At 38.5% G+C, this 15094-nt stretch carries 14 protein-coding genes; 10 read left to right on the plus strand and 4 right to left on the minus strand.

The window, feature by feature from the left end:
* Position 1: 1 nt before the first annotated feature.
* A complete protein-coding gene (locus MNY28_RS11280) occupies positions 2-1312 on the minus strand; it encodes a S41 family peptidase (RefSeq protein ID WP_151899819.1) in 1311 nt (436 codons plus the stop codon).
* 110 nt (positions 1313-1422) lie between these two features.
* Between MNY28_RS11280 and MNY28_RS11285 the strand changes: the two genes are divergently transcribed.
* The 10 genes from MNY28_RS11285 to MNY28_RS11330 all read left to right on the plus strand — a co-directional run bounded on the left by MNY28_RS11285 (position 1423) and on the right by MNY28_RS11330 (position 11480).
* A complete protein-coding gene (locus MNY28_RS11285) occupies positions 1423-1938 on the plus strand; it encodes a shikimate kinase (protein WP_151899820.1) in 516 nt (171 codons plus the stop codon).
* Positions 1931-2365 (plus strand): DUF255 domain-containing protein, encoded by a 435-nt coding sequence (locus MNY28_RS11290; protein WP_151899821.1) that lies wholly within the window; start codon positions 1931-1933, stop codon positions 2363-2365. Before MNY28_RS11285 ends, MNY28_RS11290 begins: the two co-directional genes overlap by 8 nt.
* Positions 2365-3654 (plus strand): histidinol dehydrogenase, encoded by a 1290-nt coding sequence (hisD, locus tag MNY28_RS11295; protein ID WP_151899822.1) that lies wholly within the window; start codon positions 2365-2367, stop codon positions 3652-3654. Before MNY28_RS11290 ends, hisD begins: the two co-directional genes overlap by 1 nt.
* A gap of 261 nt (positions 3655-3915) precedes the next feature.
* Positions 3916-4551 (plus strand): 4Fe-4S dicluster domain-containing protein, encoded by a 636-nt coding sequence (locus MNY28_RS11300; RefSeq protein ID WP_151899823.1) that lies wholly within the window; start codon positions 3916-3918, stop codon positions 4549-4551.
* Positions 4551-5474, plus strand: coding sequence for an NrfD/PsrC family molybdoenzyme membrane anchor subunit (nrfD, locus tag MNY28_RS11305; RefSeq protein ID WP_151899824.1), 924 nt, complete (start codon positions 4551-4553; stop codon positions 5472-5474). Before MNY28_RS11300 ends, nrfD begins: the two co-directional genes overlap by 1 nt.
* Positions 5475-5487: 13 nt before the next feature.
* Positions 5488-8763 (plus strand): molybdopterin-dependent oxidoreductase, encoded by a 3276-nt coding sequence (locus MNY28_RS11310; protein ID WP_346389897.1) that lies wholly within the window; start codon positions 5488-5490, stop codon positions 8761-8763.
* A 78-nt stretch (positions 8764-8841) separates the two neighbouring features.
* The gene (locus tag MNY28_RS11315; RefSeq protein ID WP_346389898.1) at positions 8842-9492 is read left to right on the plus strand and encodes a molecular chaperone TorD family protein; all 651 of its coding nucleotides are present in this window, start codon (positions 8842-8844) and stop codon (positions 9490-9492) included.
* Complete coding sequence (locus MNY28_RS11320) at positions 9489-10589, plus strand: 4Fe-4S dicluster domain-containing protein (protein WP_346389899.1); 1101 nt, start codon at positions 9489-9491, stop codon at positions 10587-10589. The genes MNY28_RS11315 and MNY28_RS11320 overlap by 4 nt, the downstream gene beginning before the upstream one ends.
* Positions 10586-11011 (plus strand): hypothetical protein, encoded by a 426-nt coding sequence (locus MNY28_RS11325; RefSeq protein WP_346389900.1) that lies wholly within the window; start codon positions 10586-10588, stop codon positions 11009-11011. The genes MNY28_RS11320 and MNY28_RS11325 overlap by 4 nt, the downstream gene beginning before the upstream one ends.
* Before the next feature lie 10 nt (positions 11012-11021).
* Positions 11022-11480, plus strand: a complete 459-nt coding sequence (locus MNY28_RS11330) for a hypothetical protein (protein WP_346389901.1) — start codon at positions 11022-11024, stop codon at positions 11478-11480.
* Here the strand turns inward: MNY28_RS11330 and MNY28_RS11335 are convergent.
* The 3 genes from MNY28_RS11335 to MNY28_RS11345 are packed head-to-tail and all read right to left on the minus strand — an operon-like array spanning position 11473 to position 15084.
* Entirely contained in the window at positions 11473-12624 is a 1152-nt protein-coding gene (locus tag MNY28_RS11335) for a hypothetical protein (protein ID WP_346389902.1), read from the minus strand. The two genes, MNY28_RS11330 and MNY28_RS11335, sit on opposite strands and share 8 nt — an antisense overlap.
* Positions 12605-14176 carry a VWA domain-containing protein gene (locus tag MNY28_RS11340; protein WP_346389903.1) on the minus strand — a complete coding sequence of 524 codons (1572 nt, stop codon included), beginning with the start codon at positions 14174-14176 and terminating at the stop codon, positions 12605-12607. Before MNY28_RS11340 ends, MNY28_RS11335 begins: the two co-directional genes overlap by 20 nt.
* Entirely contained in the window at positions 14173-15084 is a 912-nt protein-coding gene (locus tag MNY28_RS11345) for a VWA domain-containing protein (RefSeq protein ID WP_151899834.1), read from the minus strand. The genes MNY28_RS11340 and MNY28_RS11345 overlap by 4 nt, the downstream gene beginning before the upstream one ends.
* Positions 15085-15094: the final 10 nt, after the last annotated feature.

The following is a 15094-nucleotide window of genomic DNA, read 5'->3' on the forward strand; positions in this document are numbered from 1 at the left end:
TTTATCCTTTCATTATAACAAGAGCTTTTATGATGTCAACGGCTTCTTTGAGTTGAATGTCTTTGTTGAGCATTTCTGGCGTAATTATATCTTTTTTATCTTTTTTATCTTCTTTAGTCTCTTCTTTTTTCCCGTCAACTTTTTCAAGTTCTTCCTGCAGATGTTTTTTCAGGTCTGCTTCTTTTATGGCAAACTCATTTTTATGTGTTTTAAGCTCACCTGGAATAACGACTACGTCAGGCTTCACGCCTACCGCCTGAATGGTTCTTCCGCTTGGGAGGTAGTATCTGGCAATAGTAAGTTTTATTGCTTCTGTTTTTGTAATAGGCAGGACAACCTGTACACTTCCTTTGCCAAAAGTGTTTTCTCCTACGAGCACAGCGCGTTTGTGGTCTTGCAGAGCCCCACTGACAATCTCGCTGGCACTGGCACTTCCCCCGTTGACTAAAACAACCAAAGGAACCTTTGTCAGAGTGTTTGAGGCATGAGCGCTGTAGGTTTTGTTTTCAATTTTTCGTCTTCCTTTTTGGGAAACTATCACGCCGCTGTCTACAAAAGAGTCAACCAGACCTACTGCCTGGTCAAGTAATCCGCCGGGATTGTTTCTTAAATCTAAAATAATACCTTTAGTGGAAGCTTTGCGTTTATTTATCTCTTTCGTAACATCTTCTACAACTTTTTTGTCAAAACTGGCAACGCGTATGTATAAAATATCATTATTTATTACTTTTGCGTGTACAGATTCTATTTTGATTATATCACGGACAATATGGATAGAAAGAGGCTTGAGTTCTCCCTCTCTGACGATGAGCAAATCAATAGGTTCTCCGACTTTTCCCCGCATAAGGGATACCGCTTCATCTATAGTCATGCCAATAGTAGATTTGTCGTCAATTTTTAAAATTATATCACCTGCTTTGAGCCCTGCTTTGTCTGCCGGTGTTCCGTCAATAGGGGATATAACTGTGAGTGCACCGTCTTTCATACCAACAGTAATTCCCAGACCGCCAAATTCACCTTCTGTCTGTACTTTTAATCGTTTGTAATCTTTTTCTGTCAGATAATTTGAATGGGCATCAAGATTTTTCATCATACCGTCAAGTGCTTTGTCTATAAGCTCTTCTATCGTTACATCATCAACATCATATTGTTGTACTATGCTGATGACTTTCGTGAATTTCTCCAAAGCCTGAAGTCTAGAAGCCTGTGCATCTTTTATGGAACTCTCTGCAAATAAAGAAGAAGAAAGCATAAGCGCTATTGATGTCGCAACCGATGCAAATCCTAGAGTGATAAACTTTTTGTTTTTCATAATAAACCTACTGTTGATTTTTTAAAGAAGATATTATACCAACAGTTGATAAATGGAAAACTTTTATGCTAAATATGATAAAATCATTTTAAATTTGTATGGGATATCAAATGAAAAACATTGTACTGATAGGTTTCATGGGTGTAGGCAAAGGAAGTATAGCGCGCGAAGCGCTCAAATATTCTTCGTATATGACGATAGACACTGATGACATTATAGAAAGCATGGAAAACAGAAAAATTAAAAAGATATTTGAAGAAAACGGTGAAGAGTATTTTAGAAAACTGGAAAAACGGGTTGCAAAATGGCTGGAAACAAGTGTACATGATACGCTGATTTCTACCGGCGGCGGTTTCTACAAACAGACAAATTTACAAAAAATAGGTACAATTGTTCTATTGGATTCTCCTTTTGATGCTATCATTAAACGATTAAAAGAACACCCCAATGCAACAAGAAAATTGAAAAAAAGACCGTTGCTTGCTGATTTGAAAAAAGCAAAAAAACTTTATGATGAACGACGACCTCAGTATCTGAAGTTGGCAGATATCATCATAGATGTTACAGGAAAATCAGCACAGGAATGTGCAAAAGAACTCTTAAAAAAGGTAAAAAAACATGGGTAAATTATTATTGGTACTGGCATTTGTATTCACAACATCTCTGATGGCTGATGAGATACACTGGGCAAAAGACTATCAAGAAGGGATGGTTCAGGCACAAAAAGAGCATAAACCTGTTCTTTTTATTATTTCAAGTCACTCTTGCAAATACTGTCTGCTTCTTGATAAAACAACACTTAAAGATGAAAAAGTTGTGCAAAAGATAAATAAAAATTTTATTGCTGTTCGTTCATGGACGGACAAAAGAGATTATATTCCGGCTGTACTGGCACAAAATACTCCGGGCCTTCCGGGAATATGGTTTTTGTTACCAAACGGTGATCCTATGTTTCAGCCACTTTTGGGATATGCAAAAAAAGATGTGTTTTTACAGGCATTAGAGATAGTGCAAAAAGAATTTAATACAAATCAAAAGAGAGTGAAAAAGTAATGATATTTGTAAAATCCAGTGATAATGATTTTGATGGAAAGTTTGAAGAACTTTTAGCGCGCGGAAAGATGGATATTGCCCATGTGAGCGGCATAGTAAATGATATTATTGAAGATATAAAAACAGATAAAAATCTGGCTTTGCGATCACATATCAGTAAGTTTGACAACTGGACACCAAAAAATGATGCAGACTTGAAAATAACGACTGCATCTATGCAAAAAGCCTATGAAAATATTGACAAAAAGCTTAAAGATGCCCTGCATCTTGCCTATGACAGAATAAAAGCATATCATGAAAAGCAAAAACCGAAATCATGGTTTGATACAGAAGCAAACGGAACGATTTTGGGACAGCAGGTGACTCCGGTTGAGAGTGCAGGGCTCTACATTCCGGGAGGAAAAGCAGCTTACCCCTCATCTTTGCTTATGAATGTTATTCCTGCGCAGGTTGCAGGTGTTGAAAATATTATTATCTGTACGCCGACACCGGATAATGAACCAAATGAGCTTTTACTCGCTGCCTGTCATCTTTGTGGTGTGAGTGAGGTATATAAAGTGGGTGGTGCAAGTGCTATTGCCGCAATGGCGTATGGAACCGAGACAATACCGAAAGTGGATGTTATAACAGGACCCGGAAATATTTTTGTGGCAACTGCAAAAAAAATGGTTTTCGGTGAAGTCAATATTGACATGATAGCCGGGCCAAGTGAAATAGGTATTTTGGCAGATGAGAGTGCAAATGCCAACCACTTGGCTATAGATCTGCTTTCTCAGGCAGAACATGACGAAATGGCAAGTTCTATTTTGATTACACCCTCGCAAAAACTGGCCGATGCTGTAAAAGATGAAATTGAAATATGGCTAACAAAACTTTCACGCCAGGAAATAGCCAGAAAATCCATAGAAGAAAGAGGGGCAATCATCGTAACAAAAGATATGGATGAAGCAGTTGATCTGATGAACAAAATAGCGCCCGAACATCTTGAAGTCGCTACGATGAGCCCTTTTGAACTTTTGCCGTATATCAAGCATGCCGGAGCAATTTTCTTGGGACACAACACACCTGAGGCTATAGGCGACTATGTTGCAGGACCAAACCACACGCTTCCTACTGGGGGTACAGCAAAATTTTATTCACCGCTTGGTGTTGAAAATTTTATGAAAAAAAGTTCTATTATTTCATTCAGTAAAAATGCTATCAATGAGATTGGAGAAGAGTGCGCTTTGATTGCAAATACAGAAGGATTAACGGCTCATGAACAGTCTGTCCGTGTTCGCCTAAAATAAATAATTATCTGATTATAATATATTAGTTATAAAATTTTATTTTATAACTAATATAAATCTTTGAAATATTAATTTTCCCGATATACCCATTACAAAAAAATTATCAAAAATATATCACTCTTTTATTACTTCTTTAAGGTTCATGCGTTAATATATCTACAGTAAAAAAAGCCTGAAATGCCGTGCATAAGGGCTTCTTTTAGTGTTAATAAGTCGTAGTTATAAATCTTAAAAAAGCCACTGAAGGCCAAAGGAGAATATATGCAATTAGGTTTCCTAGTTGATTTACACCTGTGTATGGGTTGTAAAGGTTGTGAGATCGCATGTAAAGTGGAAAATGAAGTTCCGCTTAGTACATGGAGACTTCGTGTTAAATATGTAGATGTGGGAACTTTCCCTGAAACTAAGAGAACATTCACCCCTCTTAGATGTAATCATTGTGAAAATGCACCATGTGAAAGAATTTGTCCGGTATCCGCTCTTCACTATATTGAGAATGGTATTGTAAACATTGATAAAGAGAGATGTATCGGCTGTGCCGGTTGTGTAATGGCCTGTCCGTACGGTGCAATATACATTGATCCTGAAACGCAGACTGCTGATAAATGTACCTACTGTGCACACCGTATTGCATCTTCGATGATGCCGGCCTGTGTGGTTGCGTGTCCGGTAGAAGCAAATATTTTTGGTGACTTGGAAGATCCTGCATCAAATATTTCAAGATATATTCAAGATCACAGAGATGTACAGGTTCGTAAACCTGAGAAGGGAACAAATCCTCATCACTATTATGTCGGAGCAGGACAAGCGAGTCTTAATCCTCTTGCATCAAGAAGAGAAGAAGGGTATAACCTGTTTAACAATATTACAACACTTCCACTAGGGGGGCATCACTAATGGTACATGAAACTTTAGCAGCAACAAATGCTGTAGTAACTCTAGATGTTGCAATTCCTGATATATTCTGGGGTTGGTATGTAACAATGAATATGTGGGCAAAAAGTATCGGTACCGGTCTGGTATTTATGCTTTTTCTTTTATTAAAGAAAAATCCGAGTGAAATGAACGGACTGCGAACGCCGGTTATGATTGCTTCTTTTATCTTTATGAATATTTTCCTGGTTTTCACATGGTTGGACCTGCATCAAATGTGGAGAATGTGGCATATATTCTTTTATCCTCACTGGACATCAGCAATTACAGTGGGTGCCTGGATGGCAACACTCTTTGTAGGTCTTGAATTTGTCATGATTGCAGTAATGATCAGAAAAGAGAAATGTTTGCTGACAAAACAGCCTACCGCCTTTTTTGATAAAACACTTTTTTGGGTAACGCTGCTGGCAATTCCAGTAACACTTTATACTGCCGGTATTATGGCTGAAGCAACAGCAAGAGAATTATGGCAGATGCCGACAGAATCAGCACAAATGATTTTGGCAGCAACACTTTCCGGTTCTGCGGCAATTATCCTTCTCGGCGGTTCTAAATTAAGCGACGAAACGAAAAATTTCTTTGGAGCGATTTTAGGATTAAGTGCTTTAATGGCATTTATTATTTATATGTCAGAGTATATTTTCGGTGCTATGAAAGCTGAAGAAGTTGCAGCTATCTTAGGCTATGTTAAAGGCGATGGTGAGTATGCTACAATGTTCTGGATTGGACAGTGGGTTGCATATATCTTACCAATGATACTGGTTGCACTTTCACGAGTAAGTAACAGTAGCAGTCTTTTAAACCTCGCAGCTATTTTAGCTATCGTAGGTCTGTGGGTAGTGAAGCATGTTTGGCTAGTTATTCCACAATTATTACCAATGAGTTAAGGAGAAAGTATAAATGTATTTACAAAGTAGAAGAACATTTTTAAAAGGTGCTGCATTCAGCGTAGCTGGTGTAGCTATTGCTAAAGGGGTATTTGCAACAGATGCAATTGCCGAATCTGTTAGCCAAAGTAAGTTTACAAACACTCCTGATACAATTTCTTTTTATCCTGACCAATCAGAGTGGGACAATTTTGCGGAGCTCGACGGAGATGACTGGAAACGTGGCGGTATCGAACGTCATGGCGTCCGATCTGCCGACAATCCTGACGGTATCCAGGTAAACAACTATACAATTGTTCCAACAGTCTGTTCAAACTGTGAAGCGGGTTGTGGTCTAACTGCATGGGTTAACAAAGATACTATGACGGTAAGAAAGTATATGGGTAACCCATTACACACAGGTTCTCGAGGCAGAAACTGTGCCAAAGGGTATGCTGTAACTTCTCAAATGTACGATCCTGATCGTATTCCGTTTCCTATTAAACGTGCGCCGGGTTCAAAACGTGGTGAAGGAAAGTGGGTTCGTGTAACATGGGATGAGGCAATGGCTGCTATCGGGAAGAAAATGCATGACACACTTGCAAAAGGTGATGAGATTTCTAAAAAATCTATCATGTACCATGTCGGTCGTCCAAACGAAAACGGCTTTGGTCCGCGTGTTCCGCAATCTTTAGGAATTGACGGATACAATTCACATACCAATATCTGTTCGGCAGGGGCTCGTCAGGGAACTATCCAATGGGCAAATGATGACAGAAACTCACCGGATTGGGCAAATGCAGATCTGATATTCTTACAGTCTTCACATGCAGCAGATGCGGGTCACTATTTCCAACAGTCAGCCGGTTTGATTGCTGAAGCGCGCAAACGTGGTGCAAAAATGGTTGTTATTGACCCTAGAATGAGTAACTCAGCGGGTATGGCGGATTTATGGATTCCGTGTTGGCCGGGAACAGAAGCAGCACTTTATCTATATTTGACAAACCGTATTTTAAATGAAAAGAAAAAAGACGGGTCAGATATTGTAAATCATGAATTTGTAAAAGAGTGGGTTAACTGGGACAGACTGATGGCCAACAAAGATTATCTGCAAAAGATGATTGGATACGGATATATCTCTAAAATGCCAAAAGATGACAGTTATGAGTCTTTTATAGAAGTTGCAAAAGAGTTGTACGCTCCGTATACTAAAGAGTTTGTTGTTAAAGAGTGTAAACTCGAAGGTATGGAATATAAACTGGATGAACTGTGGGAGATGTTTGTACCTGCAGGAGCTAAAGTTGCTACATATTTATGGCGTGCAGGACCAATCGGTCACCGTGGTGGCTGGATGAATACACGTGCAGGTTTCCTGCCTCTTGTTTTTGTCGGAGCTATGCGTGGAGATATCGGTGGAGTAGGTATGCACCACTGGCATGAAATTTCAGTTGCAGGAAAAGGTGACAAAGCCACAGTTGCAGGAAAACACCCTGAAAAAACTGATGCATGGAATGAAATTGCATGGCCGCCGGAGTATCCTATTTCAACATATGAGATGGGTTACATGATGCCACAGATTATGATGGATGATGCATGGCATGAGAAATGGACGAAACGCGGACTGAAGATTCCTAAATCTATGGCTGTTTATGTTCCAAGAATGCACAATCCTTTATGGATTAATCCGGATGGATTCAGATGGATAGAAGCACTCAAGCGTGAAGATAAATTTGAATTGTCATTTAACCTCTCTCCTACCTGGTCTGAAACAAACTGGTACTGTGATTATGTACTTCCTGTTGGACTTGCGGGTGAGAGAAACGATCAACAGTCAACGCCTTCAAAACCGGAACAGCGTATAGAATTCCGTCAGGCGGTTCTTCGTGTTGCTGCTGAAAAATCAGGTTGGAAAGCAAAAAGACCGGAACGTGCTACACTTGAAGCACACATGAAATTCGGTCTGGGTGAAGTATGGGAAGAGAGTGAATTCTGGCCAAATCTAATTGTAGATTATGTAGATCCGGATGGTTCATTGGGCATCAGAAAATACTGGGCAAGTAAAAAAGATCCGTCCCGTGCGGTAACTGTTCCTGAGTATTTTGATGCGGCGATGAGTCTTTTACCGAAATTAAAAGCCGAAGCGACAAAACTGTATGCAAAAGAAGAGTTCCCTGTTTACAGCTACATGAGAGATCATGGTGCCTGGACAGAAAAAACTGATGTATACAAGCCTCAGGAAGAAGAACTTGAATTTGACGGAACATATTACCATGCACACGGTCATAAATATTCCAAAGACGAAGTTACCAAGGATGAATTCGGTGCATTATGGGTACAAGACGGAAACTTCAAAAAATCTATCGGTGCTGAAATTGACGGAGAACTTCGTGAAGGTTTCCATACATTGAGTAAAAAGCTTGAATTTTTCTCTGAGTGGTTGGCTGAAGAATGGAAATGGCCGGAGTATGCTATTCCAATTTATCCGAGAAATGATGCAGAGAGCGACAAAATGGTACACCTTGTAACACAGGTTCACCATAAGCATATGAAAGCGGACAATGAATTTGCACTCAATACGATTTATCGTCTGCCGTACAATATTCATACGCGTTCTGTGAACTCTAAACACTTGATGGAGATTTCACAAAACCACAATCCTATTTGGATCTATACAAAAGATGCTGAAAAACTCGGTATCAAACGCGGAGATGCAGTTAAAGTACAAATACAGGATACTCTTACAGGTATTAAAAGCGGTTACTTTATTGCAATGGCTGTGCCAACTGAAGCAACACGTCCTGGTGTTCTTGCATGTTCACACCATGCAGGCCGCTGGAAACTCAAAGACTCTGTAACTATTCCGGGATTTGAGCATCAGCTTGGTATTATGAGTTTGGGTTCTCCTAAATATGAAATGACTGATGACGGAAAAGTCGGAACAATGAAACCGACTGAAGGTATCAAACCGCATCATGCATGGCAGTTTAAAGAGTACAACAAAGATCTTGACAATATCTGGTGGGATGGACTCAGTGGTGCATGGCAAAATGCGGTAGCCCCTTGTCATCCGGATCCTATTGCCGGAAACCACGGCTGGCACCAAAAAGTTATCATTACCAAAGCAGGTGCTGATGACAAAATAGGTGATATTAAAGTGAACTATGAAAACAACTTTAAAGTGTATCAGGCATGGAGAGATCAGTTGACTCGTCCGTTGACTGCGGCAGACAAACTACGCCGTCCATATCATATTAAACGTCCGGTGAAACCAAGCCAAAAGGCTTATGAGTTCAATATAAAAGACGTTTAACAACAAAGGTAAAGCCCACTTCAAGTGTGGCTTTACTATACTTCTAATATAAGAAAATTTCCAAAAGGCACATTTTTAATGAATAATGATTTAAAACAAGAGCAGATTGCAAGAATAAATTTGTATGCACTTATCTCAAGAATAATGATGAGTGAAATTGATGAAGGGCTATTAAAATCAATAGAAGAAGACGAAAATATGCTCTCTTTTTTTCCAACATTCAAAGAATGGAAAAAACGAAAAGAGCTTGATTCAAAAGATTTGATAGAAAGATATCTGAATGTTGATTTTACTAACCTTTTTTTACTCCATCTTATTCCGTATGAATCGTTCTACACGAGAGATGATCAGATGCTTGAAACAGGTGGCGACAATCCTGTACAGGCCATTTTTAATGCTTTTGAATTTAATGTACAGCTTGACAAAGCACGAGTTATGGCTGCTGACCATATAGCGATTGAACTTGAGTTTATGTATGAACTCTGCAGAGCAGAGCTAAAGGCACTTGAAGAGGGGAACTCTAAAGTGGCACAGGAGATAGCACAGATTCAGTACGGTTTTATGCGAGACCATATTTTGGAGTGGGCGCCAATGTATCTGTTAAATGTGAAAAGTGAAGCAGGCACGGCTTTTTATTTTGATGCGGCTGATTTGGCTTTGGAGTTCATTATGAGTGACTTTGAATACCTCACAGAATTAAAAAACAGCGGATATAATCACCAAGCATGAGCCTTTTAACTTTAGATGTCAGCAAATGCGTACATACTTCAAACAAGTTTGCAATATGTGACAAATGTGTGCAGGCATGTCCTGTTCAAACAATTCATCTGGAAAACTCTGCAATCTCTTTTACACCGAGTGAATGTGTTGGATGTGGAGGCTGTAATGCAGTTTGCCCTACTGCGGCATATACACTGGATGATTTTAACCCAATGAATTATATTTTCCAGTTTTTAGAAGATGAAAAGAGTGTGCTTACATGTAAGGACGAAAATTTCCCCTGTATAGCCTCATTGAGTGTTGAAGAGTTATTGAGTGTTGCATTGATATCTTCAGAAAAAATTACTCTGGATGTGGGACCCTGTGCAGAGTGTGAAATAGCAAAAACAAATTTTGCTGTTATAAACAACAGAGCAGAAGAGGTGAATTTCCTGCTTGAAGCGATGCAACAGGAAAAAAGCCTGAATGTTGCAGCATTAAATTTTGAAATAAAAAAAGAAAGTGATACTTTAAGCCGGCGTAAACTGCTCTCAAAAGAGGGTGTCAAAACTGCAATATCCATCAAGCATCAACTCCAAAATGAAGTTGATGCGAGTGATACGAATGTAAAGACACATACAGTTACAGCAAAAGATATTATGAAAATCAAAGAGAAGAATATACCGGACAGGCGAAGTCTGTTGCTTATGGCTATGAAACGTGCCAAAGTGCCTGAAATGTATCATACGATTTCTGTAGAGGACATCTCATTTATTTCACAAAAGGATCTGGATGAGACTACATGTACCAATTGCCAGATGTGTTACAGAATTTGTCCGACCGGTGCTCTGAGCTCAGATCACAGAGGCAGTAAAATTGATTTTAATCCGCTCGCCTGTGTACAGTGTCACAGCTGTCATGATGTCTGCGAACCGCATTCTCTCACACTGAGAAAAACATTTTCGCTCAGTACTTTTTTTGAACCGAAAATTGAAACCCTGGTGCGTTTTGACATTAAAAGATGTGATGAATGCGGGAACTTTTTTGCCTATCAGGGTGGAGAGAAAATCTGTAACAGATGCAGGATTGAAGAAGAAGAAGCAAAAGAACTATGGGGGATACAATGAGTGAAAGAATGGCAGAAGTCGAGACAATGAATGCTGATGACGGGATCAAAAAAGAGACAAAGCTCTTTGGGCTTATTGCTGAACATGCCAGTCCAAACAGACTGTTTATTTTACTTAACAAAGAGATAAAAGCAAATAATGCCGATGCCATGATGATACCGATGAATATACGCGAAGATGATTTTTATTATACACTTTCAAATATGAAAAAGTCTCATGTCAACGGTGCATATATAGCAGAAGAATATCAGGAGAGTGCAGTAGAACTGCTGGATGAAGCAGATGAATTTGTACAGGTGTATAACAAGTGTGATTTTGTTTTAAGAGACGGTGAACGACTGATCGGAACGTATCTTGAGAAAAACAGTACATTGCTTGGCGAAGATTTAGCAAAAGAAATATTTGAAAAATATATAAGATAGGAAGACAATTATGGATATAAAAGATTTAAATGAATTAAGAAACGAATTTGAAATGATGCAAAAACAGGCAATGCAGGCTGCCTGTGATGACGGAAGCTGTGCAGAAGATGAGTATGAAGACTATCCAGACTATTTAAAGGCCATTTATGCAGAGATTATGCCTCCGGCAAAAAGCGGTATCTATTTTTCAAGATGGGATTTAAAACGCATAGCAGCTGAACTGGGCGAATCTTTTGCCATAGATGTACGTGAGAGAATGTTTAAAAATTTCATGCAGTGGATTGCTACACCCGAAGACATGCAGGCTGTTGTCAATGAATTTAAAAAACACATGGATATGAAATGTGATTTGTATCAAGAATATATGCAAAACTATCCGGCAATGAAAGAGATTTTCGAACCGAAAATTCAAAAAGCGGAAAAAGCAAAAAAATATCTTGACAAAGTCTATATCGAGTTTTTTACTTAAGCTTTTTCAGTATCTCTTTTTTTATTTTTCCGAGATTGAGGGGATGTTTTTTATGAATATCCGCCTCAAGCTTTGCAATCTCCTCATCTAAACCTCTGTTTTGATAATTCATTATTAAGAGCAAGAGCAATTCTTTTGCATCTTTTGCGCGTTTAATATCTGCAAACTCTTCTTCTTGTTTTTTGGTAAAAAATGATTTTTGACTGATTTTTGCGGTGAAAAATCCGGCTAAAAAAATCAGGGTATAGATGAAAAAAGTTTTTATCTGCGCAAAATTTATCCATGCTTCATTTTGTGGGGCATTTGTTTTGTCTAACAAGAGTGCAGGATTTGTTTTTTTTACTTTGACTTTATATGCTTTTGTATGGAGTGTGTAATAGCTGTTTTTGCGCGGGGAATAAACTTCTAACGCAAAAGAGGGGATTGTAAAATTATCTGCCGCGCTGAGGGCATATATATATTCTGTATTGATAATATACCCATCTTCTGTAAGCCTGGAAAGTTTGTCTTTTCTTTTTGAAAATATGCTTACATTTTCAATTTGCGTATTGAGGATATTCAATGCTGTTTCTTTGTAACCCGTACCGGAGAGTATATAATGCAGATTGACAATCCCGTACTGGTCAATTTCATCGGTGTCAATTGTAGAGCTGATTTTAAAATCTCCTACCAGGTCAACATGTTTTTTAAATTTTTCTACCTTGAGTGTTAAAGGTTTGAGCGCTATTTTTGTATCATAGGTGCTGATGGCTATACTGTCATCATGGTCATCAACATAACTTTGTTTGACAGCTTTGTCACTGGCGGTGCGAATAATAAAATCAAAATTTACATGCAGTGTTTTTGCTTTGAGTGCAAAGAGAATAAACTTAAAGATTGTCTTCGTGTTGTGGTAGCCTTTGTCCTGTATGCTTTTTTGTAAAAGTTTTACTTCATAATCAGGGCTTTTTTGCACATTAAAGGAAAAAAACATATGATCACTGTGGTTTTTCTGTTCCGCCTGAAAGGTAATGAGCAGAGGTTCTTTGATGTGGACACTTTTTTTATTGGTTGTAAGTTTGTAGGTTGCCAGCTGGCCTGCACCAAAAAGTGAGACAGTAAAAAGTATAAAAAGCAAAAATATCTTACCAAGGGTGTTTTTCATTTGTATATCCTTTGTTTATGAGTTCATAAGCTCTGTATCCCAGCTTGTATTTTGATTTGTTTTTCTTATTTACATGTAGAAGATTTTGGTTCTCTTTTTTCTTTTTGCTGTTTTTTCCGCTGCCGCTGCTTTTTTGTGAAGCTTTTTGCTGTGAGTTGGACGATGAGGCACTTTTGTTTGTGCTTTTTTTCTGCATTTGTTTTTTATCATCTTGCTTTTTGTGCTGCCTGTTGGTTTTTGGAAGCATTTGTCCGAGATTTTTTTCATCCTGAAGTCCCAGTTTATACAGAAGGCTGAGATTGTAAAAAGCATCTTTGTCAAATCCAAGTGCCAATGATTTTTGGTAATAGCGCATTGCTCGGCTGTATTTTTTCAAGGCAACAGCACAATTGCCGAGATTGTAAAAAATATTTTGTTTGAGTTTTGGATCTGTGGAACGTATTTGTGAAAAAAGTTCTACAGCTTTTTTGTAATTTTTTGCTTTGCAATAGGCAACTGCACTGTTATAGTAGCTTGCAGGGGAGGGAGAAAGCTTGAGAAACTCCTGTGCAGCAGCTGCATAGTTTTTATGCCTGTATGCCTGATTTGCTTTGTTGTGATGATAAAAATCCAAGAGCGAGGCCGCATGAACAGGGTATGGCAGAATGATAAAAGGCAGAAAAACAAAGAGTTGGTGCAGTTTTGTTACAGCAAGAAAGAAACTAAGCAGCGCTATAAAAAGCGGAAAAATAAAAAGTTCCCGGTAGCTGAGTACCTTTGTCGTTGATTCAACGGCAGTACCCTGTTTTTGAAGATCGCTGATGATTTCCTTTGATATATCTGAATCTGTGTCCAATTCATAATATTTTCCTCCGCACTCCTGTGCCAACGGTTTTAAAAGTGGATTTATTCTTGAAATTACAAGATTCTCGTTATTGTCCAAAATAGGTTTGTTGTTCTTTTTCAGAGTGGTTCCTTTTGTTGAACCTGTTGCAACGATATAGGGAATGATGCTATTTTTTTTACATATATCTACGAGGCTGGCAAGATCTTTGTCCTCGCCCCCGTCAGTGAAAATAATGAGATTTTTTTGTTTATAGGAAGTCTTGGCAATACTTTGAAACAAAGAGAGCAGGGAGGTTCCTTTTGTTAATATATATTTTGGCTCCAGAGAGTTGAGTGCCATCATACTGATGGTACTGTCTGTTGTCGGAGGTGAGATGAGCATGGCATTGGAGGTGAATGCAAAAATACTGAACCGATCCTGATTCAGTTGCCTAAGCAAAGAGGCAATATTTTTTTTTGCCACTTCATAGCGTGTTGGCTTCAGGTCATCCGCCTGCATTGAAAAGGATGCATCAAGGGCTATAATATAATCCTGTGCATCAAATTTTTGCTCGATCGGTTTGTTTGTAATGACCGGTCGACTGAGTGCGATGAGCATAAAAAACAGAGAAAGGTAGAGCAGGTTCTTTTGCTTTTTTGTCTTTTGCTGTGTCTCTTTTATATCATTCTTATAGTAAAAATAGAGTGGAATCAGAAAAGAAAGAATCCAGGGATACAAAAGTGTCATAAAACTTCCTTTTTCTGTTTTGCAATAAGATAGAACAGCAGGAGCAATGCCAAAGTAAGCGGATAGATAAAGAGATTTTGTTTATGAAGATAATGTTTTGATCGAATGGCACTTGGTTCGAGTTTGTCTATTTCCTGATAAACTTCTTGCAGCATCTTGACATCTTTAGCCGCAAACATTTTTGCACCTGTGTTTTTTGCTATGAGTTTGAGAAGATTGGCATCAAAAGAGGAGGTGTCTCCTATGCCTATGGTATAAATTTTCACATGCTGCTTTTTTGCCCTTTGTACCGCCTCTTTTACAGAAACAGCACCACTGTTCTGATAGCCGTCTGTCACTAGAATAATCACTTTTTCTTTTGCTTTTCCTTTTTTGAGGATTTTGAGTGCAGTTGCCAGTCCTTCTCCTATAGCGGTACTTTCTCCTGCAATGCCCACATCAAAAAAATCCAGTAAAAATGCAACACTCTTCATGTCATAGCTCAAAGGAATGGCAGGATAGGCATAGCTTCCAAATATTGCTACACCGACATTGTCGTTGTAACGTTTGGATATAAATGAAGCTAAAAGTTCCTTGAGTGCATCAAATTTTCTTTTTTGCGGATTTTCTGAGTCAAATCCACTCTCCGCCATGGAACCGCTGGTATCAAGAGCAAAAACCAAATCTCTTCCTTTTCGCTTGGAAGAACTTTTTTGGTCATATACAATTGGTGAGGCAAGTGCAAAAATCATAGAGGAGAGAATCAGGGAATAGAGCAGTTTTTCCTTGTTGATGAAAGAGGTTTTTTTTGAAAAGAGATGTATGTGCGGGAAAATAATTTTTTTGAGCGTAAGAGGACATTTATATATGCAGATTACCAAAAGTAAAAGGATGAAAACATAAGGATATTCAAAGGTAAAATTATTCAATTTGTCACTA

Origin of the sequence: Sulfurimonas sp. NWX367, from assembly GCF_039667065.1 — a bacterium.
Lineage (GTDB): Bacteria > Campylobacterota > Campylobacteria > Campylobacterales > Sulfurimonadaceae > Sulfurimonas > Sulfurimonas hydrogeniphila.

Coding starts and splice junctions, on each gene's coding strand:
- MNY28_RS11330 (WP_346389901.1), top strand. CDS start 11,022: ATGGATATAAAAGATTTAAATGAATTAAGAAACGAATTTGAAATGATG.
- MNY28_RS11340 (WP_346389903.1), bottom strand. CDS start 14,176: ATGACACTTTTGTATCCCTGGATTCTTTCTTTTCTGATTCCACTCTAT.
- nrfD (WP_151899824.1), top strand. CDS start 4,551: ATGGTACATGAAACTTTAGCAGCAACAAATGCTGTAGTAACTCTAGAT.
- MNY28_RS11285 (WP_151899820.1), top strand. CDS start 1,423: ATGAAAAACATTGTACTGATAGGTTTCATGGGTGTAGGCAAAGGAAGT.
- MNY28_RS11335 (WP_346389902.1), bottom strand. CDS start 12,624: ATGAAAAACACCCTTGGTAAGATATTTTTGCTTTTTATACTTTTTACT.
- hisD (WP_151899822.1), top strand. CDS start 2,365: ATGATATTTGTAAAATCCAGTGATAATGATTTTGATGGAAAGTTTGAA.
- MNY28_RS11315 (WP_346389898.1), top strand. CDS start 8,842: ATGAATAATGATTTAAAACAAGAGCAGATTGCAAGAATAAATTTGTAT.
- MNY28_RS11290 (WP_151899821.1), top strand. CDS start 1,931: ATGGGTAAATTATTATTGGTACTGGCATTTGTATTCACAACATCTCTG.
- MNY28_RS11310 (WP_346389897.1), top strand. CDS start 5,488: ATGTATTTACAAAGTAGAAGAACATTTTTAAAAGGTGCTGCATTCAGC.
- MNY28_RS11300 (WP_151899823.1), top strand. CDS start 3,916: ATGCAATTAGGTTTCCTAGTTGATTTACACCTGTGTATGGGTTGTAAA.
- MNY28_RS11325 (WP_346389900.1), top strand. CDS start 10,586: ATGAGTGAAAGAATGGCAGAAGTCGAGACAATGAATGCTGATGACGGG.
- MNY28_RS11280 (WP_151899819.1), bottom strand. CDS start 1,312: ATGAAAAACAAAAAGTTTATCACTCTAGGATTTGCATCGGTTGCGACA.
- MNY28_RS11320 (WP_346389899.1), top strand. CDS start 9,489: ATGAGCCTTTTAACTTTAGATGTCAGCAAATGCGTACATACTTCAAAC.